This is a genomic window from Streptococcus mitis (genome assembly GCF_002096815.1).
Taxonomy (GTDB): domain Bacteria; phylum Bacillota; class Bacilli; order Lactobacillales; family Streptococcaceae; genus Streptococcus; species Streptococcus mitis_AD.
The window spans coordinates 547,734-571,709 of record NZ_NCVJ01000021.1 but is presented as its reverse complement, the minus strand read 5'-3'; the positions used below and the strand labels follow the sequence as shown (position 1 = coordinate 571,709).

General features: G+C 40.0%; 19 protein-coding genes. 2 read left to right on the top strand and 17 right to left on the bottom strand.

The window, feature by feature from the left end; translation table 11 throughout:
• Position 1: 1 nt before the first annotated feature.
• The 11 genes from serB to B7696_RS09535 all read right to left on the bottom strand — a co-directional run bounded on the left by serB (position 2) and on the right by B7696_RS09535 (position 15,567).
• On the bottom strand, positions 2-646 hold the full coding sequence (gene serB, locus B7696_RS09585; protein WP_049487210.1) for a phosphoserine phosphatase SerB: 645 nt from the start codon (positions 644-646) through the stop codon (positions 2-4).
• Positions 647-704: 58 nt separating this feature from the next.
• Positions 705-2,138 (bottom strand): glycogen synthase GlgA, encoded by a 1,434-nt coding sequence (gene glgA, locus B7696_RS09580; RefSeq protein ID WP_049487211.1) that lies wholly within the window; start codon positions 2,136-2,138, stop codon positions 705-707.
• Entirely contained in the window at positions 2,135-3,274 is a 1,140-nt protein-coding gene (glgD, locus tag B7696_RS09575; RefSeq protein WP_049487212.1) for a glucose-1-phosphate adenylyltransferase subunit GlgD, read from the bottom strand. Before glgD ends, glgA begins: the two co-directional genes overlap by 4 nt.
• Positions 3,264-4,406 carry a glucose-1-phosphate adenylyltransferase gene (locus tag B7696_RS09570; protein ID WP_000787251.1) on the bottom strand — a complete coding sequence of 381 codons (1,143 nt, stop codon included), beginning with the start codon at positions 4,404-4,406 and terminating at the stop codon, positions 3,264-3,266. Before B7696_RS09570 ends, glgD begins: the two co-directional genes overlap by 11 nt.
• Positions 4,396-6,324: a 1,4-alpha-glucan branching protein GlgB gene (gene glgB, locus B7696_RS09565; RefSeq protein ID WP_084863426.1), complete on the bottom strand. Its 1,929-nt coding sequence runs from the start codon at positions 6,322-6,324 to the stop codon at positions 4,396-4,398. Before glgB ends, B7696_RS09570 begins: the two co-directional genes overlap by 11 nt.
• Before the next feature lie 417 nt (positions 6,325-6,741).
• A complete protein-coding gene (locus B7696_RS09560; RefSeq protein ID WP_192856310.1) occupies positions 6,742-7,029 on the bottom strand; it encodes a hypothetical protein in 288 nt (95 codons plus the stop codon).
• 66 nt (positions 7,030-7,095) lie between these two features.
• On the bottom strand, positions 7,096-9,375 hold the full coding sequence (gene pulA / locus B7696_RS09555; RefSeq protein ID WP_084863537.1) for a type I pullulanase: 2,280 nt from the start codon (positions 9,373-9,375) through the stop codon (positions 7,096-7,098).
• A 115-nt stretch (positions 9,376-9,490) separates the two neighbouring features.
• Positions 9,491-11,449 (bottom strand): NAD-dependent DNA ligase LigA, encoded by a 1,959-nt coding sequence (gene ligA / locus B7696_RS09550; RefSeq protein WP_084863423.1) that lies wholly within the window; start codon positions 11,447-11,449, stop codon positions 9,491-9,493.
• Positions 11,450-11,541: 92 nt separating this feature from the next.
• Complete coding sequence (locus B7696_RS09545; RefSeq protein ID WP_084863421.1) at positions 11,542-12,720, bottom strand: MFS transporter; 1,179 nt, start codon at positions 12,718-12,720, stop codon at positions 11,542-11,544.
• Positions 12,721-12,799: 79 nt separating this feature from the next.
• Entirely contained in the window at positions 12,800-13,663 is an 864-nt protein-coding gene (locus B7696_RS09540; RefSeq protein WP_084863420.1) for an Rgg family transcriptional regulator, read from the bottom strand.
• A gap of 2 nt (positions 13,664-13,665) precedes the next feature.
• Positions 13,666-15,567 carry an ABC transporter ATP-binding protein gene (locus B7696_RS09535; protein ID WP_084863418.1) on the bottom strand — a complete coding sequence of 634 codons (1,902 nt, stop codon included), beginning with the start codon at positions 15,565-15,567 and terminating at the stop codon, positions 13,666-13,668.
• Positions 15,568-15,720: 153 nt separating this feature from the next.
• Here B7696_RS09535 and B7696_RS09530 point away from each other — a divergent pair, with 153 nt between their 5' ends.
• On the top strand, positions 15,721-17,439 hold the full coding sequence (locus B7696_RS09530) for a phospho-sugar mutase (RefSeq protein WP_020902826.1): 1,719 nt from the start codon (positions 15,721-15,723) through the stop codon (positions 17,437-17,439).
• 111 nt (positions 17,440-17,550) lie between these two features.
• Positions 17,551-17,898 (top strand): DUF6568 family protein, encoded by a 348-nt coding sequence (locus B7696_RS09525; RefSeq protein WP_020902825.1) that lies wholly within the window; start codon positions 17,551-17,553, stop codon positions 17,896-17,898.
• Between the two features lie 37 nt (positions 17,899-17,935).
• Here B7696_RS09525 and B7696_RS09520 read toward each other — a convergent pair whose 3' ends face one another.
• The 6 genes from B7696_RS09520 to pta all read right to left on the bottom strand — a co-directional run bounded on the left by B7696_RS09520 (position 17,936) and on the right by pta (position 23,952).
• Positions 17,936-18,709, bottom strand: a complete 774-nt coding sequence (locus tag B7696_RS09520) for a potassium channel family protein (RefSeq protein WP_084863535.1) — start codon at positions 18,707-18,709, stop codon at positions 17,936-17,938.
• Positions 18,710-18,803: 94 nt separating this feature from the next.
• Positions 18,804-19,613 (bottom strand): MBL fold metallo-hydrolase, encoded by an 810-nt coding sequence (locus B7696_RS09515; RefSeq protein ID WP_020902823.1) that lies wholly within the window; start codon positions 19,611-19,613, stop codon positions 18,804-18,806.
• A 1-nt stretch (position 19,614) separates the two neighbouring features.
• On the bottom strand, positions 19,615-20,964 hold the full coding sequence (gene vicK / locus B7696_RS09510) for a cell wall metabolism sensor histidine kinase VicK (RefSeq protein WP_084863416.1): 1,350 nt from the start codon (positions 20,962-20,964) through the stop codon (positions 19,615-19,617).
• A complete protein-coding gene (yycF, locus tag B7696_RS09505) occupies positions 20,957-21,664 on the bottom strand; it encodes a response regulator YycF (protein WP_084863414.1) in 708 nt (235 codons plus the stop codon). The genes vicK and yycF overlap by 8 nt, the downstream gene beginning before the upstream one ends.
• A gap of 55 nt (positions 21,665-21,719) precedes the next feature.
• The gene (gene mutY, locus B7696_RS09500) at positions 21,720-22,895 is read right to left on the bottom strand and encodes an A/G-specific adenine glycosylase (RefSeq protein WP_084863412.1); all 1,176 of its coding nucleotides are present in this window, start codon (positions 22,893-22,895) and stop codon (positions 21,720-21,722) included.
• A gap of 82 nt (positions 22,896-22,977) precedes the next feature.
• Entirely contained in the window at positions 22,978-23,952 is a 975-nt protein-coding gene (gene pta, locus B7696_RS09495; protein ID WP_000451571.1) for a phosphate acetyltransferase, read from the bottom strand.
• Positions 23,953-23,976 lie beyond the last annotated feature (24 nt).

The window sequence follows — 23,976 nt, the reverse complement described above, 5'->3', positions numbered from 1 at the left end:
CTCATTCTAACCAGTCAATCAAAGGAAGAACTTCTAAAAAATCCCTCTTATCAACATGATTCGGTATTTCTTTTTTGAGCACTTCTTTGGCACAAAAGGCGATTCCTAGTCCTGCTGACATCAACATTAATAGATCATTGGCCCCATCACCGATTGCAATCGTTCTTTCTTTAGGAAGTTTTAGTTTCTCTCTCCATTTTTCCAAAGTCTTTTTTTTGACCTGGGGACTGATAATTTGTCCAATCAATTTTCCTGTTAGAAGACCATCTTTGACTTCAAGTTGATTGGCAGAGAAATAGGCAATACCAAGTGATTTTGCTAGTCTCTCAACTATTTGCGTAAAGCCACCAGACACCAGACCAACTAGGATACCATTCTTTTGGAGAATGGAAATGAATTCCTGGGCATTTGGCGTTAGATGAATAGAATTGAAGACTTTATCAAATACCGAAATAGGAAGGCCTTCCAAGAAGGAAACTCTTTTTCTTAAACTGCTTTCAAAGTCTAACTCTCCTCTCATTGCCCGACTTGTAATCTGCGAAATTTCCTCCTCACGACCTACCTCTCTTCCCAAAAGGTCAATCACTTCTTCTAGGATTAAGGTTCCATCAACATCCATAACACACAAGCCTTTTACTTGAGACATTAGTTCTCCTCTCTAAACAGCCCAAAAATCGTATGAAGTCATCATACGATTTTATCTATTAATTAACTAAACTGTGGTACAAGTCAAGGTATGACTTGCAGGCTGTATCCCATGAGAAATCACACTCCATAGCTTGTTTTTGTAGATTTCTCCAAACGTCAGGATGGTGTCTATACAAGTCCAATGCTGTTTGGAAAGTCCAATTTAACCAATAAGGAGATAGATTGTCAAAGCTAAAACCAGTACCACTTCCTTCGATTGGATTAAAGGCTTTAACGGTATCTCGCAAGCCACCAACTTCATGGACTAATGGCAAGGTTCCGTAACGCATAGCCATCATCTGAGACAAGCCACACGGTTCAAAACGACTCGGCATGAGGAAGAGGTCACAAGCAGCGTAGATTTCTTGAGCTAGTTTGACATCAAAAGTGATATTTGCTGATAGCTTGTCTGGATAGATTTGAGCAAACCATGAGAAAGCTCCTTCAAATGCTGGATCGCCAGTTCCCAAAAGAACAATCTGAATATCTTCTTGCAAGATATGGTGCAGACTTTCCACCACCACATCAAAACCTTTTTGACGTGTCAAACGAGAAACAATTCCCACCAGAGGAACATCAGCTCTAACTGGCAAGCCAACTCTCTCTTGTAATTTTGCCTTATTCTTGGCTTTTCCAGACAGATCTTCCTGATTAAAATGATAGTCTAAAAGGGCATCCGTCTGAGGATTATAAAGGTCAGCATCAATCCCATTCACGATACCAGAAACTTTACCAGACTCCATCCTAAGAATCTGATCCAAGTTACATCCAAACTGACTAGTCATAATTTCATGAGCATAACTAGGTGAAACGGTTGACACACGATCCGCATAGAGAATACCTGCCTTCATCCAGTTCAGACAGTTATTCCAGCGAAGGGTGCCATCAGCGTATCGTTCAAAGCCAACTCCAAACAAATCACCCAACATTCCTTCTGAAAATTGTCCTTGGAATTCTAAATTATGAATAGTTAAAACAGTTTTTATTCCTTGATAGGCTTGAATCCAACGGTATTTTTCCTTCAACAAGAAAGGAATCATAGCTGTATGGTAGTCATGAACATGGAGAAGATCAGGAATAAAGTCAATCCTTTCCATAGCCTCAATGGCAGCAAGTTGGAAAAATGCAAAGCGCTCTCCGTCGTCAAAATCACCGTAAACATGACCACGGAAGAAATAATATTGATTGTCAATAAAGTAGAAGGTCACACCATTTAGTACTGTTTTCTTAATTCCACAGTACTGTCTGCGCCAACCAACACTCACCTCAAAATGAAGAACATCTTCAATCTGATTTCCAAATTTAGCCTCTACCATGTCATAGTAGGGGAGAATTACTGCAACTTCATGTCCTGCTTTTACCAGTGATTTTGGAAGAGCGCCAATGACGTCTCCCAAACCACCTGTTTTTGAAAAGGGTGCACCCTCCGCTGCTACAAATAAAATTTTCATGAATGAATATCCTCTGTTACTTTAGCACCTTTCTTAACGACGACTGGATGTTCTGCAGTTCCACGGATCACAACGCCATCCGCAACTTCAACACCCTTGTCCAAAATAGCATATTCTACCTGAGCACCTTCTCCAATAACAACACGAGGGAATAAGATGCTATCTTTAACCAAGCTATCCTTATGCACATGAATATTACGTGATAGAACAGAATTATCCACTTCCCCCTCAATGATACTACCAGAAGCAAACTGAGACGTGCTTACCTTCGATGTGTTAGCATAGTAGGTCGGTTCTTCATTCTTGACCTTTGTATAAATCTTTTGATTTGGTGAGAAGAGAGAGTAGAATTTTTGTGATTCAAGCATATCTTTGTTAGCTTTGTAATAAGACTCTACAGAATGAATATTTGCTAGATAACCTGTGTACTCGTAGGCAAAAGCCCCTTCTTTTGCAGCTAAATCCCGTAAAACATAACGCAATTTCTCTGGATGTTCTTTCTTAGCTTCTTCTTCTAAGCGTTCAATCAACCACGGTGTATCAACGACAAAGATATCTGTGGACATATTGTAAACTTCATCTGTTGATTTACTATCAAAGAGTTTGTGAGAACGAACATGGTCTGTTTCATCCACTTCCAAGATTGCATTTACTTCTGAAATATCTTTTTTAGGTAGTTTTTTATAAACTACAGTGATAGGCCCCTTATTTGCACTGTGTAGGTGGAATACTTGGTTCAGATCAATATTAATCAAAACATCACAGTTAAGTGATACTGTTTGGTTTGAGCCAGAACGTTTCAAATAAGTAAGAAGCTGTTGGTAGTATTCTTTTCCAACTGTACTACTTTCCACACGGGTATTGTAAATACCTAGATAGTAGTGGCTAAGAAGAGTTGACAAGCCCCACTCACGCCCAGAACGGATATGGTCGAAGACTGAGCTGATATTATCTTGTTGGAAAATACCAAAAATACTACGGACACCAGCATTAGCAAGACTTGAAAGCGGGAAATCAATTAAGCGATATTTACCACCAAATGGCAAACTAGCTACTGGACGGTGGTCGGTCAATGTTGACATATCATGAAAACCAACTGTGTTTCCTAAAATGGCAGAATATTTATCAATCTTCATCTGTTGCTACCCCCACTACTTCATCATATCCTACAACTTGTACTTCTTCTGTTCCATCAATTTCGACACCATCAGAAATGACTGCACCTTCACCAATAATGGCACGTTTGATTTTAGCTCCCTGACCAACAATTGCTCCACTCATGATAACTGAATCTACTACTTCTGCCCCTTCGCGAACTTGCGCCCCTGTTGAAAGGATAGAATGCTTAACAGTTCCATCTACGAAACAGCCATCGACAACCAAAGAATCTTCAACATGTGCATTTGCACCAAGGAAGTTTGGTGGTGAAATCAAGTTTCTTGAATAAATCTTCCATTGACGGTTACGGCTATCCAAGGCATTTTCTGGTGAAATATATTCCATGTTAGCTTCCCAAAGCGATTCAATCGTACCAACGTCTTTCCAGTAGCCATTAAATTCATAGGCATAGACACTTTCACCTGACTCAAGGTAATTTGGAATGACATTCTTACCGAAGTCTGACATATCGACATTGCTCTTTTCAGCAGCAACAAGCATATTGCGAAGACGTTGCCAATCAAAGATATAGATTCCCATAGAAGCTTTTGTAGATTTAGGTTGAGCTGGTTTTTCTTCAAATTCAACGATACGGTTGTTAGCATCTGTGTTCATGATACCAAAACGGCTTGCTTCTTTAAGGGGGACATCTAAAACCGCTACTGTCAAGCTGGCATTATTATCCTTGTGAGACTGGAGCATATCATCATAGTCCATTTTGTAGATGTGGTCCCCAGAAAGAATCAAGACATACTCAGGATTGACACTGTCTATATAGTCGATGTTCTGGTAAATAGCGTGACTAGTCCCTTCGAACCAACGATTTCCTTCACTTGCAGAATAAGGTTGAAGAATAGAGACCCCAGAATTGATACCGTCTAGTCCCCAGCTTGAACCATTCCCGATATGGTTGTTGAGAGCAAGTGGTTGGTACTGTGTAATGACTCCAACATTGTGAATTCCTGAGTTGGCACAGTTTGAAAGAGCAAAGTCAATGATACGGTAGCGCCCACCAAATTGCACAGCTGGTTTTGCAATGCTTTGAGTGAGTTTACCGAGACGAGTTCCTTGCCCACCAGCAAGAATCAAAGCTAACATTTCATTCTTCATTTTCTACTCCTTTTTGGTTTTTACTTGTGACAATTTTAGTAGGTTTCAAGCGGCGCTTGATTTTCCATACACTTGCTCCCATAGCCGGTAGGGTAAAGGTCAAGGTCTGCTCATAATCCTTCCATAGTCCTTCTTGCGTTTGAACGGTTTGGTTATGCTCTTTCCAGACACCTCCCCACTCTTCTAACTCAGTATTCCAGACTTCTTCATAAATCCCTGCGACAGGCAGTCCAATTGTAAAATCTTTTCGTTCAACAGGTGCCATATTAAAGACGCAGACTAGCATGTCGTCCTTCTTACCTTTACGGATGAAGGTAAGAACACTCTGGTCTCGATTATCCGCATCAATAATTTCAATGCCATCATAGCTGGTATCAATTTCCCACAGACAGCGGTGGTCTTTGTAGAACTTGTTTAGCTGAGATGTAAAATACTTCATCTTCGCATTCATTGGGTCTTCTAGGTTAGACCATTCCAACTGTTCTTCAGATTTCCATTCTAGGAATTGGCCGTATTCGCTACCCATGAAAAGCAATTTCTTACCAGGGTGACAAATTTGGTAAGTGTAAAGATTGCGTAAGCCTGCGAATTGATTATAACGATCTCCCCACATCTTATGCATCATACTCTTCTTACCATGAACCACTTCATCATGCGAGAATGGTAAGAGATAATTCTCCTTGAAGACATACATAAAGCTGAAAGTCACCAGATTAAAGTCATATTTACGGTAAATCGGATCTTCTTCATAGAAACGGAGGATATCATTCATCCAGCCCATATTCCACTTGTAGTCAAATCCTAGACCATCTGAATCCTTGGTGTCAGTAATCTGAGTAACTGATGAACTTTCCTCAGCTATCATCATAACATCTGGATGAGCTTGTTTAATGACATCATTCAAGCGTTTTAAGAAATAATAGCCTTCGTAGTTTAGATTGCCACCATCCTTGTTAGGCGTCCATGGTGCATCATCATAATCAAGATAGAGCATGTTGCTAACTGCATCCACACGAATACCATCTAAATGGTAAAAATCAATCCAAAACTTAATACTAGAAATCAAGAAGGACTGGACTTCATTTTTTCCAAGGTCAAAATTGAGAGCTCCCCAACCATAGTTGTGAGCCTTATTATGGTCTTGGTACTCAAAAGTTGGAGTCCCATCATAATAAGCCAAGGCATCATCATTTATAGTAAAATGACCAGGTACCCAGTCTACAATAACACCAATATTGTTTAAGTGACATTCCTCAACAAAATCTTGAAACTCTTCAGGACGACCATAGGCATGCTCTAAAGCAAAGTACCCCATAAGCTGGTAACCCCAACTCAAACCGAGAGGGTGGGACATCAAGGGCATAAACTCAATGTGAGTATAGTTCATCTCAACCAAGTAAGGAATCAGCTCATCCTTCAATTGAGAAAAACTAAAGGGGCTGCCATCAGGATTTCTCTTCCAAGAGCCAGCATGAGCCTCGTAAATATTGACAGGACGCTCTTCAAAGCTCAAGCGTTTTCTACGGGCTAGCCAGAGACCATCCTTCCATTTCTTTTCTGGAATATCTGTTAAAATAGCACCAGTCCCAGGTCGTGCCTCATACCGTACAGCCAAAGGGTCAATCTTCATAAGCTGATGACCATTTGCACGTGTGATATGGTACTTGTAAATTTGGCCTTCTTGAGCAGAACTTGTAAAGACTTCCCAGACTCCAAATTCATTCCGTTCCATCGGAATTTGATTTTCAACCCAATTGGTGAAATCCCCTACCAAGTGAACAGCCTGAGCATTAGGCGCCCACACACGAAAAATATAGCCATACTCTCCATTTTTTTCTTCCCTATGAGCTCCCAGATAGTGCTGGAGGTGAAAATTTTCACCTGTCATAAAGGTTTTTAAAGCATTATTCTTATCCATACACCCTCCTAATTCTGTAAGCGTTTTCTATAGATTTATTATACTACCTTTTTAGGGAAGATTCAAGTAAATTACGGAATTTGCAAAGAAATCTTTTGAAAGTCTTCAACAAATTCACTGATGTGTTCACTTGTAAATCAAGAAATTTTCAGAAACGCTTTGAAAACGAATTGTTTTTTATAATACTATCATAAAGTTCGTTATTTAGCTAACAAAAATATAATTTTAAGTAAAAAAATAAATCAGGAAACGAATCTCCTGATTTTATTGTTTTTATAGTAGTTTAGCATATTTTCGGCACCTCTTCCAAGTAAAGTATAACGCACTATACTTTACTTCGTTAGGAAACATTGATACTATCAACTCCACACATCCTACATAGACAGTTGCCATTATGTTTTTTAATATTCTTCAAAACTATATCTTATACAAATTATTTAATCTTTCTAACTCTAATACATTCATACATACTTCTACTCCAGTAACTCCCCCCTTACTATGAATAACCCCACAAGAAAACACAATCCTCTCCTTACTCAAAATATTTGACAACACTACTAATGATTCTAAAATATAATCCTTTATAATAATAAAACTATTATTTTCATCTTTAACAAACTCTATAAATCCAATATCCTTACACCTATCACCAAGATGAAACCTAAGTGATTTCAAAAAATAATCTAAAAAAACATCACTATCCATAGAAAAGCCTTTAATTTTTTAAAAATATTCTGATATAACATACAAAAATAAAATTGTAAATCTATTCTACAAAACTTTAAAGACGCTGGCACTTACGCCACCAACCATGTCTTTATCACTTAAATGGCTATTGGTCACCAAGAGTTCTAGGTTCCCTGCATTTTCAAACTGGAAGTCTTGCCCTTTAGCATTAAATACAACCAATAAATGTTCTTCCCCTTGAATCTCATAGACAATCCAACCACTATGTTCGTGAGCTGAATGAACAAAGACATGATGGTAAATTTCATCATAAGTAGGGTAAGAAAAGGCACTGGTTTCTGTCTTCAATCGAATAATTTGACGAATGAATTCAATGCTGTCTTGACGTTCATTGATCAAATCCCAGTTGACTTGATTCACACTGTCAGGAGCATTATAGCTATTCATTGCACGCTCTCTATCATCATGAGTCAACTCACCATTTTCACCTGTCGCAAGCAGCTTGGTACGGCCAAATTCTTGACCGATTTCCATAAAGGCCATCCCTTGCATAAGCAGATTCATGGCTGTGGCAGTTTCGACCTTGCGCATGATTTGCTCGGAAGTTTGGTCTGGATGAAGGGTTGCCAACAAATCGTGAAGATTGTAGTTATCATGGGCCTCGACATAGTTTAGAACTTGATTTGGACGAATATATGATCCTAATTCACGACTGCCTAGAATTGCTTTGGCTAGAATTGGCTCTGTAGCAGCACCACTAACAAAACCTGACTTGATAGCACCATAAACTTCTCCACCTTTGACAGCATCACGCTGATTGTCATTAAAGAAACCAATATTTGGCATCTGGTAGGCATTGTCTTTCTTAGCCTTATCATAAGGCGCTAGGCCTGTTCCCATATCCCATCCTTCTCCATAGAGGATAATGTTAGGGTCGATTTCATCCAAACTCTGACGAATCATCTGCATAGTCTTGACATCATGAATCCCCATCAAGTCAAAACGGAAGCCGTCAATATTGTATTCCTGTACCCAGTATAGAAGAGAATCAATCATATACTTGCGGAACATTTCGTGTTCACTGGCAGTTTCATTTCCAACACCCGTTCCATTCTGGAAGGTACCATCTGGATTCATACGATAATAGTAATCAGGGACAGTTGTTTGGAAAGGTGCATCAACAACTGAGAAGGTATGGTTATAGACCACATCCATAATAACACCAATACCCGCATCGTGATAAGCTTGAACCATGGTCTTCAAATCACGAATGACCTGAGCTGGATCATTTGGATTGGTTGATAAACTTGTTTCTGGTGCGTTATAGTTTTGTGGGTCATAACCCCAGTTGTAGGTTACATTTCCATCCTCATCGTATTCTTTGTGACGATCTGCAATTGGTTGCAACTGAACATAATTGTAGCCGATCTTCTTGATGTAATCAAAAGCAGTTGCTTGGCCATACTGGTTAACTGTCCCAGTCTGAGCAGCACCCAAGAAAGTTCCTCGAAGATGTTCATCCACACCTGAGGTCGGTGATTTAGTCAAATCACGAATATGCATTTCGCAAATAACTGCCTTACATGGATTTTCCAAGCGCCAAGTAGCCTCAGAACCGTGCTTGACCTCGAAGTTTTCAACTTGCTTTTCTGCATGGCCTAGAATAGCTGAACGTTTGCCATCAGGACTGGTCGCGATGGTATAAGGATCGCGTGTCAAGGTTTGGTGATGAGGGAATTGGACTTGATACTGATAAGCCTTACCAGTCAAATCTTCCTCAACATCCAAACTCCAGACACCGATTGTATTGTCTTTATGGTTATAAGAGTAGCTATTGCCTCGCTCCATCTCAAAAGTTTTCCAAACAGGTGCATCATTAGTAGCTGATTCATAAACGACAACCTGCACTTCTGTCGCTGTTGGAGCCCAGAGAGCGAAATGAGCCTGATTGTCCTCTACACGGCAACCCAATTCTCCTTGGTAACCCCAATGATGGTCAAAACTGGCACTGTTAATAGCCTTATCAAAGGCAAAAGGATTTTGATTCTTATAGAAAGGACTGGCAATAGCAGGATTTTCAGAATAATAAATCCTGTCATCCCCTTCCAAAATCCATACCTCTGTTAAAAGAGGATAGTGATTAAAACGGATAGCATATTCTTTACTGGTTTGACCTGTATGAACCACAAAATTCAAGCTTTCTAGGGCATGAGCACTTGGGTGTTCAAAACTAAATAAGGCGCCAAAATAATCTTCTTTGTAGCTCAGCAAATCAATTCGCTGGTCCTGACTTTTTACAAAAGAGCAAGTGTCGTATTCACCATTCTTGCGATGGTAATGAATGCGCATAGGGTAGTTATACATTGTTTTTTCCATTTTCTATTCTTAATTTATTTTTGTTTCACTAAAAAATTCTTGACCGATTTTGTTCCGATTAACAAACTAGTTATACTTTCTAAACTCTGGTTTTAAACTATCATTACAGACTTTCTAGCCAAGCTTCATCTCGAACCTCAATACCAAGTTCTTGTGCTTTTTGAAGTTTGCTTCCAGCATCTGCTCCTGCCACAACGAGGTCGGTCTTTTTAGAAACACTGCCTGTTACTTTTGCACCCAGACTTTCGAGTTTACTTTTAGCTTCTGAGCGTTTGAGACGTTCCAATTTCCCAGTCAATACAACGGTCAAACCTGACAAGGCCGCATCCGCTACTACTGTCTGACCTTTATAATCCAGATTGACCCCAGCTTCTTTCAATTCTCTGAGAAGAATTTCAGAGCCCTCTATCGCAAAATAAGTCTGAAGACTCTTGGCAATCACACCACCCAGACTCTCAATACTAGCCACTTCCTCTGGATCTGCTTGGGCCAGATTTTCAATCGAGTGAAAATGTTGAAGTAACAACTGACTGGCCTTGCTTCCAACATGGCGAATTCCCAAACCAAATAAGAGCTTCTCGGCAGAATTTTCCTTAGATGCTTGAATGGCTTGATACAGTTTAGCAGCAGACTTTTCCTTAACCCCCTCTAAAAGGAGGAAATCTTCTTCTTTCAAACGATAAATATCTGCCACATCCTTAACCAGATTAGCAGCAAATAGTTTCTCAACAATAGATGGACCAAGGCCTGTAATATTCATAGCATCTCGAGAGGCAAAGTGAATCAAGCCTTCCATGATTTGAGCAGGACAACGCGGATTGATACAACGGAGGGCCACTTCATCTTCAAAGTGCAACAAGTCAGAATCACAACTTGGGCAGTTTGTAGGGATATCTAGTTTCTCTTCAGAAACCCGTTTGGATTCTACCACACGCAAGACAGCAGGGATGATATCTCCAGCCTTATAGACGATAACCGTATCATCTTTGCGGATATCTTTTTCAGCAATATAATCTACATTGTGCAAGGTCGCACGGCTAACTGTTGTTCCAGCAAGCTGAACAGGAGTCAGATTGGCAGTTGGGGTCACAACACCCGTACGGCCTACTGTCCAGTCAACCGACAGGAGTTGAGCTTCTTTTTCCTCAGCAGGAAACTTATAGGCTACTGCCCACTTTGGAGCCTTAACAGTAAAGCCAAGTTCTTCTTGATCTGCTAGGTCATTGACCTTAATCACCACCCCATCTATATCATAAGGTAGATTCTCTCGTTCCTGTCCTACTTCTTGGATAAAATCCCAAATCTCATCCATATTTTCAGCCAGAATTCGTTTAGAATTGACTACAAAACCGAGCTGTTCTAGGTGCTTCAAAACCTTTTCTTGGCTATCACGAGTTGACGGACTAGCTTCTTGATAGAGGAAAGTGGCAAGATTACGCTTGGCAACTACTGCTGTATCCAGCTGACGCAGAGTTCCTGCCGCCGCATTACGAGGATTGGCAAATTCAGGCTCTCCATTTTCTTGGCGAGTTTGATTAACCTGGTCAAAAGAAGCGCGTGGCATGTAACATTCCCCACGAACAGTGATATCTAACTCTTCTGGTAGTGTCAAAGGAATGTCCTTAACACGCTTAAGATTTTCTGTGATGTTCTCCCCAACAGAACCATCTCCACGCGTTGCACCTGCAACTAGAATCCCCTTTTCATAAGTCAGCGAGATAGACAAGCCATCGATTTTCAGCTCACAAATATAGGTTGGATGAGCCACTTCCTTACGAACACGCGCATCAAAAGCTTCAAGCTCCTCACGTGAAAAAGCATCCTGCAAACTATAAAGAGGATACTGATGACTATATTTTTCAAAACCATCTAAAACCTTGCCACCAACACGATGGGTCGGACTGTCTGCTAATACTTGATCTGGATAGGCGGTTTCTAACTCAACCAACTCACGATAAAGACGGTCATACTCACTGTCTGAAACCGACGGATTGTCGCTGGTATAGTACTCAGTCGCATAACGATTGAGCACGGCGACTAACTCATTCATTCTTTTATTCATAAGACCATTTTACCATAAACTAAGCCCTCCTCACAAACGAGAAGAGCGGAAAAAATACTTAGATTGGAATTATTTTTAAAACTCAAGCAGCTTTATATCAATTTTTCAAAATGAGTTCGAACATAAATAAACGATATACAAGACAAGATGATAACACCACTTCCAATTATCAGGAAAGAAGAGAGATGTACACTTGGCAAGACTGTCATAAATCCTTTTGCAATAGGCATAAATAGAATAGCTAAGGTAAAAATTGTACTCAGTACCCTCCCAAGAAATTCGCTCTCAACCTTGGTTTGTACTCGAGTAAAAAAGTGAATATTAAAAATCGTCATAAACAATTCACAAACTAAATTTCCAGAAAAGGAAAGAAAAGTTGCCAGTGGTAATCCCATCATAAAAACTCCGACACCTGTCAAAGCTAGTAAAATCAAAAGATTATAAACATTAGCTTTAATTTTACTAGCTAGAAGAGCCCCAATGATGGAACCAATAGCCCCCATAGTTAAAATACTTGCATACGCTCCTTCTGACCCGTAAAGCTGATTCGAAAAGGGAAGCAAAAACTCAAAAGCCGCAAAAAAGAAATTAACGCTGGAAGCCACTAACAGAAGAAAGAAAATCTCTTTTTGATGCCAGATATAGTGCAAGCCATCTTTGATATCCGCAAAAATATCTTTCCCAGTAAAAGGTTTCTTATCTTGAACCATTGGTTCTTCTTTTGGAAGTAAGGCCACTAGAACAAATGCTATAAAAAAAGTCAAAGCATCTAGTAAGAGCGTCAGATGGAGACTTGCGAATTGTAAAACCAGAAAAGAGAGTACAGGAGAACTCACACTGACAACCTGCAAGACCAACTCCAAACGAGAATTGTAGAGGACCAGTTCATTCTTCTCTACCAATTCTGTGATAATGGCCTTATTTGCTGGTCTAGAAAAGGCGAAAGCAATCGCCTGCACAATATTAGCCCCAATCAAAGCTCCAATCATCCAGCTGTCATTCCTTATAAAAGAAATAGCCAGACAAAGAATCCCACAAACAAGGTCTGCCGCCATTAAAATCTTACGACGAGAAAAACGGTCTGAAATGACTCCGCCAAAGGGGTTTACGAGAATGGATGTGACGAGCTCAGAAATCTGATACATTCCTAAAACTGTCTGTCCGATAGTCCCCATGGAAGCCAACCAGACACTATTCCCATAATCATAGAGCATATTTCCTATCTTGTTAACAGCTCCTCGACTGATTAACTGTACTGCGTAGCGATTCATATAAAAACTCCTCTCAAATTTTGAAACTATTGTATCAAAATCGAAAGGAGCTTCTTTCTTTTTCCCTTATTTGGGAAAATTAATCTTTGACAAATTTTTCGTAGTGTTCTTGATAGTAGGCTACTTGCTCTGGAAGACCTAGTAGGTCAAAAATACGCATGGCCTCTTTCATCTGCTTACAGCCTTCTTTACACTGTCCTTTTTGGTACAAGGCAAAACCTCTTAGATAATGGAAAACATTACGCTCATAAAGCTTAATACCTTTGCCAATAATCTTCTCTGTATAAGCCTCGAAATAGCTAGCATTATCAAAAGAAAGATGCTCTAAACAATGCTGGTAACAATTAAGGGCTAAAATCAAGACCAGTTTTCTATGGCGACCAATTTCTTGATAAAATTCTTCCCTCTCCATAACTTCTCTTCCAATTCGAGTGACATAATCCACATCGTAGAAACTATAGAGGTTACCGAAAAGAATCAACTCATACATGGTCCATTCTTCTGTTTTGAAGAGATAATCTGCTACCTTATCCAAATCATCCTGATTCATATCATAACTCGAATCTCTTTGACAAATCAGACCTTGTAGCAAAATCCAGTTCAGCTCAAAATAGAGGGGATTCGTCGAACTCTTAGCCTTTTCAAGTTGTTCTCTTTGAAGCTTTTGAAAACCTGCAATATCATTTGAGTAGTAAAGGGGTACAATTTGTCCCATCATGGCAACATGTTCATGATAGTGAAACTTTCTTGCCTTATCCATGAAATTTTCGATTGTGACATGAATGTTATCTAAAATATCAAAGAAACGGGAAACTGCTAGATCAGACTCCCCAAGCTCGAAGCGAGATAACTGAGAAGTTGAACAGGACTCGCCTGCAGCCTCCTTTAAGGAATAATTGCCACTTGTTCGAAATTCACGAAATACTTTTCCAAGATGTTCCATTTTTACACCTGCTCTGATAATTCTTCCCACTCAAGCATAGCTTCTTCCTGACGATGACTGATTTTGTCCAGCTCAGCCTGTAATTCCATCAGTTTGTCGGCATCGTTTGTTTCCAACATTTGTTCAGAAATATCTTGGCTTTGACTTTCTAACTCTTCAATTTCAGCTTCTAGACTTTCGATTTGTCGCATGAGTTTGCGAACTTCTTTTTGACTTTCTTTCTGAGCTTGATAGTCATTGACTGGACTTGCTTCTTTTGCTTGATTGCTAGTTGAAGCTTCCTCAGCCTGAGTCATTTCTACTTCTGCTTTCTTCTCAACATAGTAGTCGTAATCACCCAAGTAAAGAGTCGAACCATTCTCAGACAATTCCAAAACATGAGTTGCTACACGATTGATAAAGTAACGGTCGTGGCTGACGAAGAGAAGAGTTCCATCGAAGTCAATCAAGGCATTTTCCAACACTTCCTTGCTATCAATATCCAAGTGGTTGGTTGGCTCATCCAGAATCAAGAAGTTGTTGTTTTCCATAGATAATTTAGCAAGAAGCAAACGCGCTTTCTCCCCACCAGACAGCATGCCAACTGATTTTTTAACATCATCTCCTGAGAAAAGGAAGGCACCTAGACGGTTTCGGATTTCAACTTCTGGTGTCAGTTTAAAATCATTCCAGAGTTCATCCAGTACAGTATTACTTGGTGTCAGCTTGCTTTGGGTTTGGTCATAGTAACCGACCTCAACATTGGCACCAAAGCGCTTTTCACCCTTGATAAAAGGAATCTGGTCCATAATAGACTTGATAAAGGTTGACTTGCCGATTCCATTTGGACCGACGATAGCGACAGCATTCATCTTACGAAGGTCTAAGTTGATAGGCTCTGACAATATTTCCCCATCATAGCCAATAGCTGCATTTTCAACAGTCAGGACAACATTGCCCGACGTTTTCTCAGACTGGAAGGTCATATTGGCTGATTTCTTACCAGCTTCTGGCTTGTCCAAACGCTCCATTTTTTCTAGTTGTTTACGACGGGATTGGGCACGTTTAGTCGTTGAAGCTCGAACTAGATTGCGATTGACAAAGTCTTCCAGAGCAGCGATTTCCTTTTGTTGCTTTTCATAGTTTTTTGCCTCAGTAGCTAGTTTTTGCTCCTTTAATTCAACAAAACGAGAGTAATTGCCCACATAACGATCCAAGGAATGCTTGGTCAAATCCAGCGTAATTGTCGCAACCTTGTCTAAGAAGTAACGGTCGTGGCTGACAATAATAAGGGCGCCGCTATAGTTTACCAAGTAATTCTCTAGCCAGGCAATGGTTTCAATATCCAAGTGGTTGGTTGGCTCGTCCAAGACCAAGAGATTGGGCTTTTCAAGGAGCATTTTGGCCAGCGCCAGACGAGTATTTTGACCACCCGAAAGCTCGGCAATTTTCATCTGCCACATAGACTCGTCAAACTTAAATCCATTTAAAATCGCTCGTATATCAGCTTCATAGGTAAAGCCACCTGCTTGGCGAAAATTCTCAGATAAGCGGTCGTAATCTGACATCAGTTTATCCAAATCAGCACCAGACTTTTCTCCCATCTCTAGCTCCATCTGACGAAGTTGTTTCTCCGTCCGACGCAAATCATCAAAGACATGAAGCATCTCATCGTAGATGGTATTTTCAGACTCAAAACGGCTATCTTGGGCTAAGTAAGACAGAGAAATATCTTTTTTCTTATTGATTTCTCCACTAGTTGGCTCCTCTTCTCCAACCAAAATCTTCAAAAGAGTAGACTTACCTGCTCCATTTTTCCCAACAAGAGCAATCCTGTCTCGTTCATCAACTTGCAGTGTGATATTATCAAAAAGAACCTCTCCTGCAAAAGAACGTTCAATTTTATTAGCTTGTAAAATAATCATACAAGTAGTATAGCATGTTTCCCTAAGGCATTCAAGACTTGATAAACCAGCATATGACACCACTTTTCTGAAAATTATGCTACCGTTTTACTAAAACGCTAAAAAGTGCTATAATGTGAACGGTTAAAACAATTTACAAAAAGGAGAATTTCAATGTCTTACCAAGAAAATTACCAGAAATGGGTTGATTTTGCGGAGCTTCCTGACTATCTTCGTCAAGATTTGGAAAATATGGACGAAAAAACTAAGGAAGATGCCTTCTATACGAATCTTGAATTTGGTACTGCAGGCATGCGTGGCCTGATTGGTGCTGGTACAAACCGCATCAACATCTACGTTGTTCGCCAAGCTACTGAAGGATTGGCTCGTTTGATCGAGTCAAAAGGTGGAAATGAAAAAGAACGTGGTGTGGCAATTGCCTACGATAGCCGTCACTTCTCACCTGAGTTTGCCTTTGAGTCTGCGGCCGTTCTTGCTAAACACGGCATCAAATCTTACGTATTTGAAAGCCTTCGTCCAACTCCAGAACTATCATTTGCAGTTCGTCACCTCAACTGTTTCGCAGGTATCATGGTCACAGCTAGCCACAACCCAGCACCATTTAACGGTTACAAGGTTTACGGTGAAGACGGTGGACAAATGCCTCCACACGATGCAGACGCTTTGACAACATACATTCGTGCAATCGAAAATCCATTTGCAGTTGAAGTTGCTGATGTGGAAGCTGAAAAAGCTTCTGGCTTAATTGAAGTTATCGGCGAAGCTGTTGACGTAGAATACCTTAAAGAGGTTAAGGACGTAAACATCAACCCAGCCTTGATTGAAGAATTCGGTAAAGACATGAAAATTGTATACACACCACTTCATGGTACTGGTGAAATGTTGGCTCGTCGTGCTCTTGCCCAAGCAGGATTTGACTCTGTTCAAGTCGTTGAAGCGCAAGCAACTCCTGACCCAGACTTCTCAACTGTAAAATCTCCAAACCCAGAAAGCCAAGCAGCCTTTGCCCTTGCTGAAGAACTTGGTCGTCAAGTTGGTGCAGATGTTCTTGTGGCAACTGACCCTGATGCTGACCGTGTTGGTGTTGAAGTTCTTCAAAAAGATGGTAGCTACCTCAACCTTTCAGGTAACCAAATCGGTGCTATCATGGCAAAATACATCTTGGAAGCCCACAAAAATGCCGGAACTCTGCCTGAAAATGCAGCCCTTTGCAAATCTATCGTATCAACTGACTTGGTAACGAAGATTGCTGAAAGCTACGGCGCAACTATGTTCAACGTTCTGACTGGTTTCAAATTCATCGCTGAAAAAATCCAAGAATTCGAAGAAAAACACAATCACACTTACATGATGGGATTTGAAGAAAGCTTCGGTTACTTGATTAAACCATTCGTACGTGATAAAGACGCTATCCAAGCTGTTCTTGTCGTTGCTGAACTTGCTGCCTACTACCGTTCACGTGGTTTGACCCTTGCTGACGGTATCGAAGAAATCTACAAAGAGTACGGCTACTACGCTGAAAAAACTATCTCTGTTACCCTTTCAGGTGTCGATGGTGCTGAACAAATCAAAGCGATTATGGCTAAATTCCGTAACAATGCTCCAAAAGAATGGAATGCAACAGCTATCACTGTCGTAGAAGACTTCAAAGCTCAAACAGCTACTGCTGCTGACGGCACTGTTACAAACTTGACAACTCCTCCAAGTGATGTGTTGAAATACACACTTGCTGACGGTTCGTGGATTGCCGTTCGCCCTTCAGGGACAGAACCAAAAATCAAGTTCTACATTGCAGTTGTAGGTGAAACCAACGAAGAATCACAAGCTAAAATTGCTAACATCGAAGCAGAAATCAATGCTTTTGTAAAATAAAACCCTATAAAAGATGAGACCAACCAATCTCATCTTTTTTTCGTATCAAATCTAAGCAATTTTAGAAACTTTATGGCATACTAGACTTATCAATGAAAGCGAGGTAATCTCATGGAACAATTTTTAGATAATATCAAAGACCTTGAAGTCACTACAGTTGCGCGTGCGCAAGAAGCTCTTGATAAAAAAGAAACTGCAACCTTCTTTATCGGTCGCAAAACTTGCCCTTACTGCCGTAAATTTGCAGGTACATTGGCAGGTGTCGTAGCTGAAACAAAAGCACACATCTATTTCATCAATAGTGAAGAACCAAGTCAACTAGATGCATTGCAAGACTTCCGATCACGTTACGAAATCCCAACTGTACCAGGTTTTGTTCATGTTGAAAATGGTGAGATTAAGGTCCGTTGTGATTCTTCTATGTCAGCTCAAGAAATCAAAGAATTTGCTGGATTATAAAAACCACTCGTTTGAGTGGTTTTTGTTTTTTTCTAAACTAATACTTTTTAAGCAATTCTTGTACCATTTTATGAAGTTCTTCAATCCTTTCAGCCTGCTTCTCGACTAAACGCCTTTGCATAACTAATTCATTCTGTAGTTCATCTAATTTGGATTCTTCATTAGAATTTTCTTTAACAAAAAAATTAGTTAAGGCGCTAGTTAGCATCCCAATCGTTCCAATTCCCACTAGCATTAAGATTATTGCTAACCATTTCCCAAATATTGAACTTGGGACTATATCACCAAAACCAACAGTTGTTACTGTAACAATAGTCCACCAAAGACTATCTGAGAAAGCCTTCTCCTCTACAACTGAGAAGATTGAGCTTCCAACAAATACAATAAATACATTGACATATAAGATATAAAGCAAGCCATTCGTTCGTAGTAATCTACTAGCTTTTCTTTCTAATTTTCCACTTAAGCCAATTATTCTTAATAACCTTGTAAGTTTAACTAATTTTGTTAATTTTGCTAAACGAAAAATACGTCCCAAACGGAAAACTGTAAAAATAGCATTTGATGGAAGGATTGCCAATAAATCAAAAATATTATCAATAATGAAACGAAATTTTTCTTTACTAGTAAAGAAACGCCATAGATAGTCTACTATAAACACTATCCAAATCATTAAATCAATAATATTGTAAGGCGGATTATGCAAATCTATAACATCCATAAATCCAAAAATAACTAGCACCACAGATATCAATGCTAATAATAATATGATTGTGTCATAGTAATCTGAAAATGTCCAAGTCTTCTTCAATTTATATTTCTCCATTATAATCGCTTATGAATTTATTATAGCATAAATTTAAAACTACGATTCATTAAAAATGAACACCACTTGGTGTTCATTTTTATATATCCGTTAAAGGTGTTGCAGTGTCTGGAGACGTATCGTAAACTTGAAAATCCACTCCTACTCCTAGATCTGCTTGAGCTAACTGATTGACCATGGTCATGTGGGCTAGTTCTTTAATATTATTCTCTTTAGACAAATGTCCTAGGTAAATCTTCTTGGTACGATTACCTAGTGTGCGAATCATGGCATCAGCACCATCTTCATTTGAGAGGTGGCCTAGGTCGGATAGGATTCGTTGTTTGAGTCGCCATGCGTAAGAACCTGCTCGAAGTATTTCTACATCATGGTTTGACTCAATTAGGTAGCCATCGGCGTTTTCGACTATACCTGCCATTCGGTCACTGACATATCCTGTATCCGTCAGCATGACAAAACTCTTATCATCTTTCATAAAGCGGTAAAACTGTGGAGCAACAGCATCATGGCTAACACCAAAACTTTCAATGTCGATATCTCCAAAGGTTTTGGTTTTACCCATTTCAAAGATATGCTTTTGCGAGGCATCCACCTTGCCAAGATACTTGCTATTTTCCATAGCCTGCCAGGTCTTTTCATTGGCATACAAATCCATACCATACTTGCGAGCCAACACACCGACTCCATGGATATGGTCAGAATGCTCATGCGTAATTAAGATGGCATCCAGATCTTCTGGCTTGCGATTTATTTCAGCAAGTAGGCTGGTGATTTTTTTACCCGACAAGCCTGCATCCACTAAAAGCTTCTTTTTTGGGGTTTCCAGATAAAAGGAATTTCCACTGGAACCCGACGCTAAAATACTGTATTTAAAGCCTGTTTCACTCATTCTAGTCTTCTACTTCGTCCTCCCATACTTCTTCCTTCACTGCATCCTTATCGTAAGGGAGCACAATGGTGAAGGTTGATCCCTTACCGTATTCACTCTTGGCCCAAATAAAACCATTATGTTGTTTGATAATTTCTTTGGCAATAGACAGTCCCAAACCTGTTCCACCTTGGGCACGACTTCTAGCACGATCCACACGGTAGAAACGGTCAAAGATACGAGGCAAATCCTGCTTAGGAATACCCAATCCTTGGTCTGAAATCGACAAAATCATCTGATCATCAGTTGTCTTCATGGTCACTGTGATTTTTCCACCATCTGGAGAATATTTAATGGCATTGTTGAGAATATTATCAATCACCTGCGTCATCTTGTCTGTATCAATTTCAATCCAGACAGAGGTAATCGGATAATCTCTAACCAATTCATATTTCTTCTCTTCATCTGATCCCCTCATCTTATCAAAGCGGTTAAGGATAAAGGTAATAAAGGCAGTAAAGTTAATCAGTTCCACATCCAGGTGACTGGTCGCATTATCAATACGTGAAAGATGGAGAAGATCCGTCACCATCCGCATCATACGGTTTGTTTCGTCTAGAGACACCTTGATAAAGTCTGGAGCGACAGGTTCTGACAAGGCACCCTCATCCAAGGCTTCAAGATAGGATTTTACGCTAGTCAGAGGCGTTCGTAGCTCATGACTAACGTTGGAAACAAAGAGTCTCCGTTCCCGTTCTTCCTTCTCCTGCTCCGTCGTATCATGCAAAACTGCAACCAAACCTGAGATAAAGCCAGACTCTCGACGAACCAAGGCAAAACGTACACGAAGGCTCAGATATTCACCATTGGCATCCTGAGAATCAATCATAAGCTCAGGAACTTGGGTAATCAAATCACGAAGTTCATACTCATCTTCAATCTCAAGCAATTCTAGGATACTTTTGTTTAGAACATCTTCTTTCTGAACACCTAACTGTTTCTTAGCCATGTCATTAATCATGGTAATCTTGCCACGACGATTGGTCGCAAGGACTCCGTCCGTCATATAAGAGAGGATACTATGTAATCGTTTACTCTCTTGTTCCAGATTTTCTTGAGTCAAACGGATTACTTCTGATAAATCATTGAGATTATTGGTAATATTAGTGATTTCAGAGCTTCCCTGCATATCCAATACCTGAGAATAATCTCCTGCAATCAAGTCTTTAACTTTTTGATTAATTTGCTTCAACCGAATATTATCTCGCCGATTTTCTAGCAAAAGCAAGGTAACAATCAAGATAAAACCCAATAAAATTAAAATGAAGATAAAATCACTAGTAAGAATATTTTTTCTAATCAATTCAATCATTATTTCTCATATAATAACCAACACCACGACGTGTTAGGATATACTCTGGACGACTAGGTGTATCTTCAATCTTCTCACGCAAACGTCTGATAGTTACGTCAACAGTCCGAACATCTCCGAAATAATCATAACCCCAGACCGTTTCAAGCAAGTGTTCACGCGTAATCACTTGACCAATATGAGATGCCAAGTGGTACAAGAGTTCAAATTCACGGTGGGTTAAGTCTAATTCTTCACCGTATTTTTTAGCTACATAAGCATCTGGCACAATCTCCAAGTCCCCAATTTGTAAGGGTTGGGTTTTCTTTTCATCTGACTCTTGATTGTCTACAGAAGCCAAGTCCGTGCGACGAAGAAGAGCTTTAACACGCGCCTGCAACTCACGATTTGAGAAGGGTTTTGTCACATAGTCATCCGCCCCAAGTTCTAAACCGATAACCTTATCAAATTCACTGTCTTTAGCTGACAGCATGATAATAGGCACACTACTAGTCTTGCGAATAGTCTTCGCAACTTCTAAACCATCAATTTCTGGAAGCATCAAATCAAGAATAATAATATCTGGTTGCTCTGCTTCAAATAGCTCTAGCGCTTCACGACCATTAAAAGCAGTTACAACCTCGTAACCTTCCTTGGTCATATTAAACTTGATAATATCTGAGATTGGTTTTTCATCATCTACAATTAATATTTTTTTCATTTGTTCACCTTTTTCTCTACTATTATATCAAAAAAATAACAAGAAAACACAATAGCTAATCTTTGCTACTGTCTAAGTTGGCTTTTGCATAAGCCTGCCAGATTTTTTGTTGGGGTTTGGCAAGTGGAAAATCCTTAAACTCTTCTGGTGAAAGCCAGCGAACTTCCCTATCGGAAAAGTCATGGAAGTCAGTCACCTGACCTGCTACAATTTGAACATGCCACTTGCGATGACTAAAGACATGCTTAACAGTGTCAAAATAAATATCAAGCCAATCAACATCTAGGTCATAGTCCTGCTGGAAACTCTCTTCTGGACTGGGTCCAAAATTCACACTTTCTTCTGCAACCTGATGGAAGAGGTCAAACTGCTCCTCTTGCGAAAAGTCACCTACTTCTACCAGTGGGAAATGCCAAAAACCTGCCAATAGCTTTTCACTTTCATTCTTTTCAAGTAAAAATTGTCCCTGAGAATTGTTCACAACTAAGGCTTTAAGATAAATAGGAACAGGCTTTTTCTTTGGAGCCTTGATTGGATAACGGTTCATGGTTCCATTCTGATATGCTGCACTAAAGTCCTTAATTGGGCTTTCTTCTGGTCTGGGATTTACAGGTGCCTCAATATCTGAGCCCAAGTCCATCAAGGCTTGATTAAAGTCACCAGGCCTTTCTGGGTCAATCAAGATTTCCATCATTGCCTGAAAAATTTTACGATTACTTGGAATCCCAATATCGTGATTAACTTCAAATAGACGTGCCAAAACACGCATGACATTACCATCTACAGCTGGCTCAGGCAAGTTAAAAGCAATACTGGAAATGGCTCCTGCTGTGTAAGGACCAATCCCTTTCAAGCTGGAAATTCCTTCATAGGTGTTTGGAAATTGACCACCAAAGTCTGTCATAATCTGCTGGGCTGCAGCCTGCATATTACGAACTCGAGAATAATAACCCAAACCTTCCCAAGCCTTCAACAAACGCTCTTCAGGCGTATTCGCTAAGCTTTCTACTGTTGGAAACCAGTCCAAGAATCGTTCGTAATAGGGAATAACCGTATCCACCCTAGTCTGCTGGAGCATAATTTCAGAGACCCAGATATGATAAGGATTTTTACTTCTACGCCAGGGTAAATCTCTTTTGTTTTCATCATACCAGGCAAGAAGTTTCTCACGGAAAGAAATGATCTTCTCATCCGGCCACATGACGATACCGTATTCTTTCAAATCTAACATATCTCTAGTATAACACAGAAGACTCTAACTGTCCTTTTCCTAGTATTAAAAAGCCTCTTCCCAAGGGAAAGAGGACTAAATCTTACTGATGAACAGCTTGGGCTGCTGTGATAAGGGTTAACTTGTAAACATCATCAGCATTACATCCACGAGAAAGGTCGTTAACTGGCTTGTTCAAACCTTGCAAAACAGGTCCAACAGCCGCAAAACCACCAAGACGTTCAGCCATCTTGTAACCGATATTTCCTGCCTCGATACCTGGGAAGATGAAGACATTTGCTTGACCAGCTACCGTACTTCCAGGAGCTTTCAGAGCTGCAGTTTCTGGAACAAAGGCTGCATCAAATTGTAACTCACCATCGATTTCAAGGTCAGGACGCAAGTCGTGAGCAATTTTAGTTGCTTCTACAACCTTATCAACGCTTTCACCAAAACCTGAACCCTTAGTAGAATAACTTAGCATAGCAATTTTAGGCTCGATGCCAAACATCTTAGCTGTAATTGCTGAGTTGATTGCAATTTCAGCCAAAGCTTCCGCGTCTGGATTGATATTGATGGCACAGTCCCCAAAGAGGTAACGCTCCGTACCACGAACCATGAGGAAGGCACCTGAAGTACGAGTTACATTTGGACGAGTTTTGATGATTTGAAGAGCTGGACGAACTGTTGAAGCTGTTGAGTGAATCGCTCCTGACACCATTCCATCAACCAAGCCCAGGTATACTAACATAACACCAAAATAGTTGACATCTTCAACCAAAACCTTGCGTGCATCTTCTTCAGACATTTTGCCCTTGCGACGTTCTACCAAGGCAGCAACCATTTCTTCAAATTTATCGTAGTGTTGAGGGTCGATGACTTCATAACCGTCCTCAATACCTTCGATTTCAAGATAGATTTTAATTTTTTCAGGATTTCCAAGCAAAACAGGAATCACTTCTGTTTCTTTTACCAGGCGTTTAGTCGCTTGAAGAATACGAGGCTCTTCCCCTTCAGGGAGAACGATACGAGCATTTTTACCAACCAAGTTGGCTTTGAGACTTTCAAAAACTTCCATGAGTTTTCTCCTTTAAGATAATAA

What these genes read in the sequence shown, in the direction of transcription:
- glgD (WP_049487212.1), bottom strand. Translation starts at nt 3,274, where the DNA reads ATGAAGATTGATAAATATTCTGCCATTTTAGGAAACACAGTTGGTTTT.
- B7696_RS09560 (WP_192856310.1), bottom strand. Translation starts at nt 7,029, where the DNA reads ATGGATAGTGATGTTTTTTTAGATTATTTTTTGAAATCACTTAGGTTT.
- serB (WP_049487210.1), bottom strand. Translation starts at nt 646, where the DNA reads ATGTCTCAAGTAAAAGGCTTGTGTGTTATGGATGTTGATGGAACCTTA.
- B7696_RS09545 (WP_084863421.1), bottom strand. Translation starts at nt 12,720, where the DNA reads ATGAATCGCTACGCAGTACAGTTAATCAGTCGAGGAGCTGTTAACAAG.
- pulA (WP_084863537.1), bottom strand. Translation starts at nt 9,375, where the DNA reads ATGTATAACTACCCTATGCGCATTCATTACCATCGCAAGAATGGTGAA.
- B7696_RS09530 (WP_020902826.1), top strand. Translation starts at nt 15,721, where the DNA reads ATGTCTTACCAAGAAAATTACCAGAAATGGGTTGATTTTGCGGAGCTT.
- B7696_RS09540 (WP_084863420.1), bottom strand. Translation starts at nt 13,663, where the DNA reads ATGGAACATCTTGGAAAAGTATTTCGTGAATTTCGAACAAGTGGCAAT.
- B7696_RS09515 (WP_020902823.1), bottom strand. Translation starts at nt 19,613, where the DNA reads ATGAGTGAAACAGGCTTTAAATACAGTATTTTAGCGTCGGGTTCCAGT.
- vicK (WP_084863416.1), bottom strand. Translation starts at nt 20,964, where the DNA reads ATGATTGAATTGATTAGAAAAAATATTCTTACTAGTGATTTTATCTTC.
- B7696_RS09525 (WP_020902825.1), top strand. Translation starts at nt 17,551, where the DNA reads ATGGAACAATTTTTAGATAATATCAAAGACCTTGAAGTCACTACAGTT.
- yycF (WP_084863414.1), bottom strand. Translation starts at nt 21,664, where the DNA reads ATGAAAAAAATATTAATTGTAGATGATGAAAAACCAATCTCAGATATT.
- B7696_RS09535 (WP_084863418.1), bottom strand. Translation starts at nt 15,567, where the DNA reads ATGATTATTTTACAAGCTAATAAAATTGAACGTTCTTTTGCAGGAGAG.
- B7696_RS09570 (WP_000787251.1), bottom strand. Translation starts at nt 4,406, where the DNA reads ATGAAGAATGAAATGTTAGCTTTGATTCTTGCTGGTGGGCAAGGAACT.
- pta (WP_000451571.1), bottom strand. Translation starts at nt 23,952, where the DNA reads ATGGAAGTTTTTGAAAGTCTCAAAGCCAACTTGGTTGGTAAAAATGCT.
- mutY (WP_084863412.1), bottom strand. Translation starts at nt 22,895, where the DNA reads ATGTTAGATTTGAAAGAATACGGTATCGTCATGTGGCCGGATGAGAAG.
- glgA (WP_049487211.1), bottom strand. Translation starts at nt 2,138, where the DNA reads ATGAAAATTTTATTTGTAGCAGCGGAGGGTGCACCCTTTTCAAAAACA.
- ligA (WP_084863423.1), bottom strand. Translation starts at nt 11,449, where the DNA reads ATGAATAAAAGAATGAATGAGTTAGTCGCCGTGCTCAATCGTTATGCG.
- glgB (WP_084863426.1), bottom strand. Translation starts at nt 6,324, where the DNA reads ATGGATAAGAATAATGCTTTAAAAACCTTTATGACAGGTGAAAATTTT.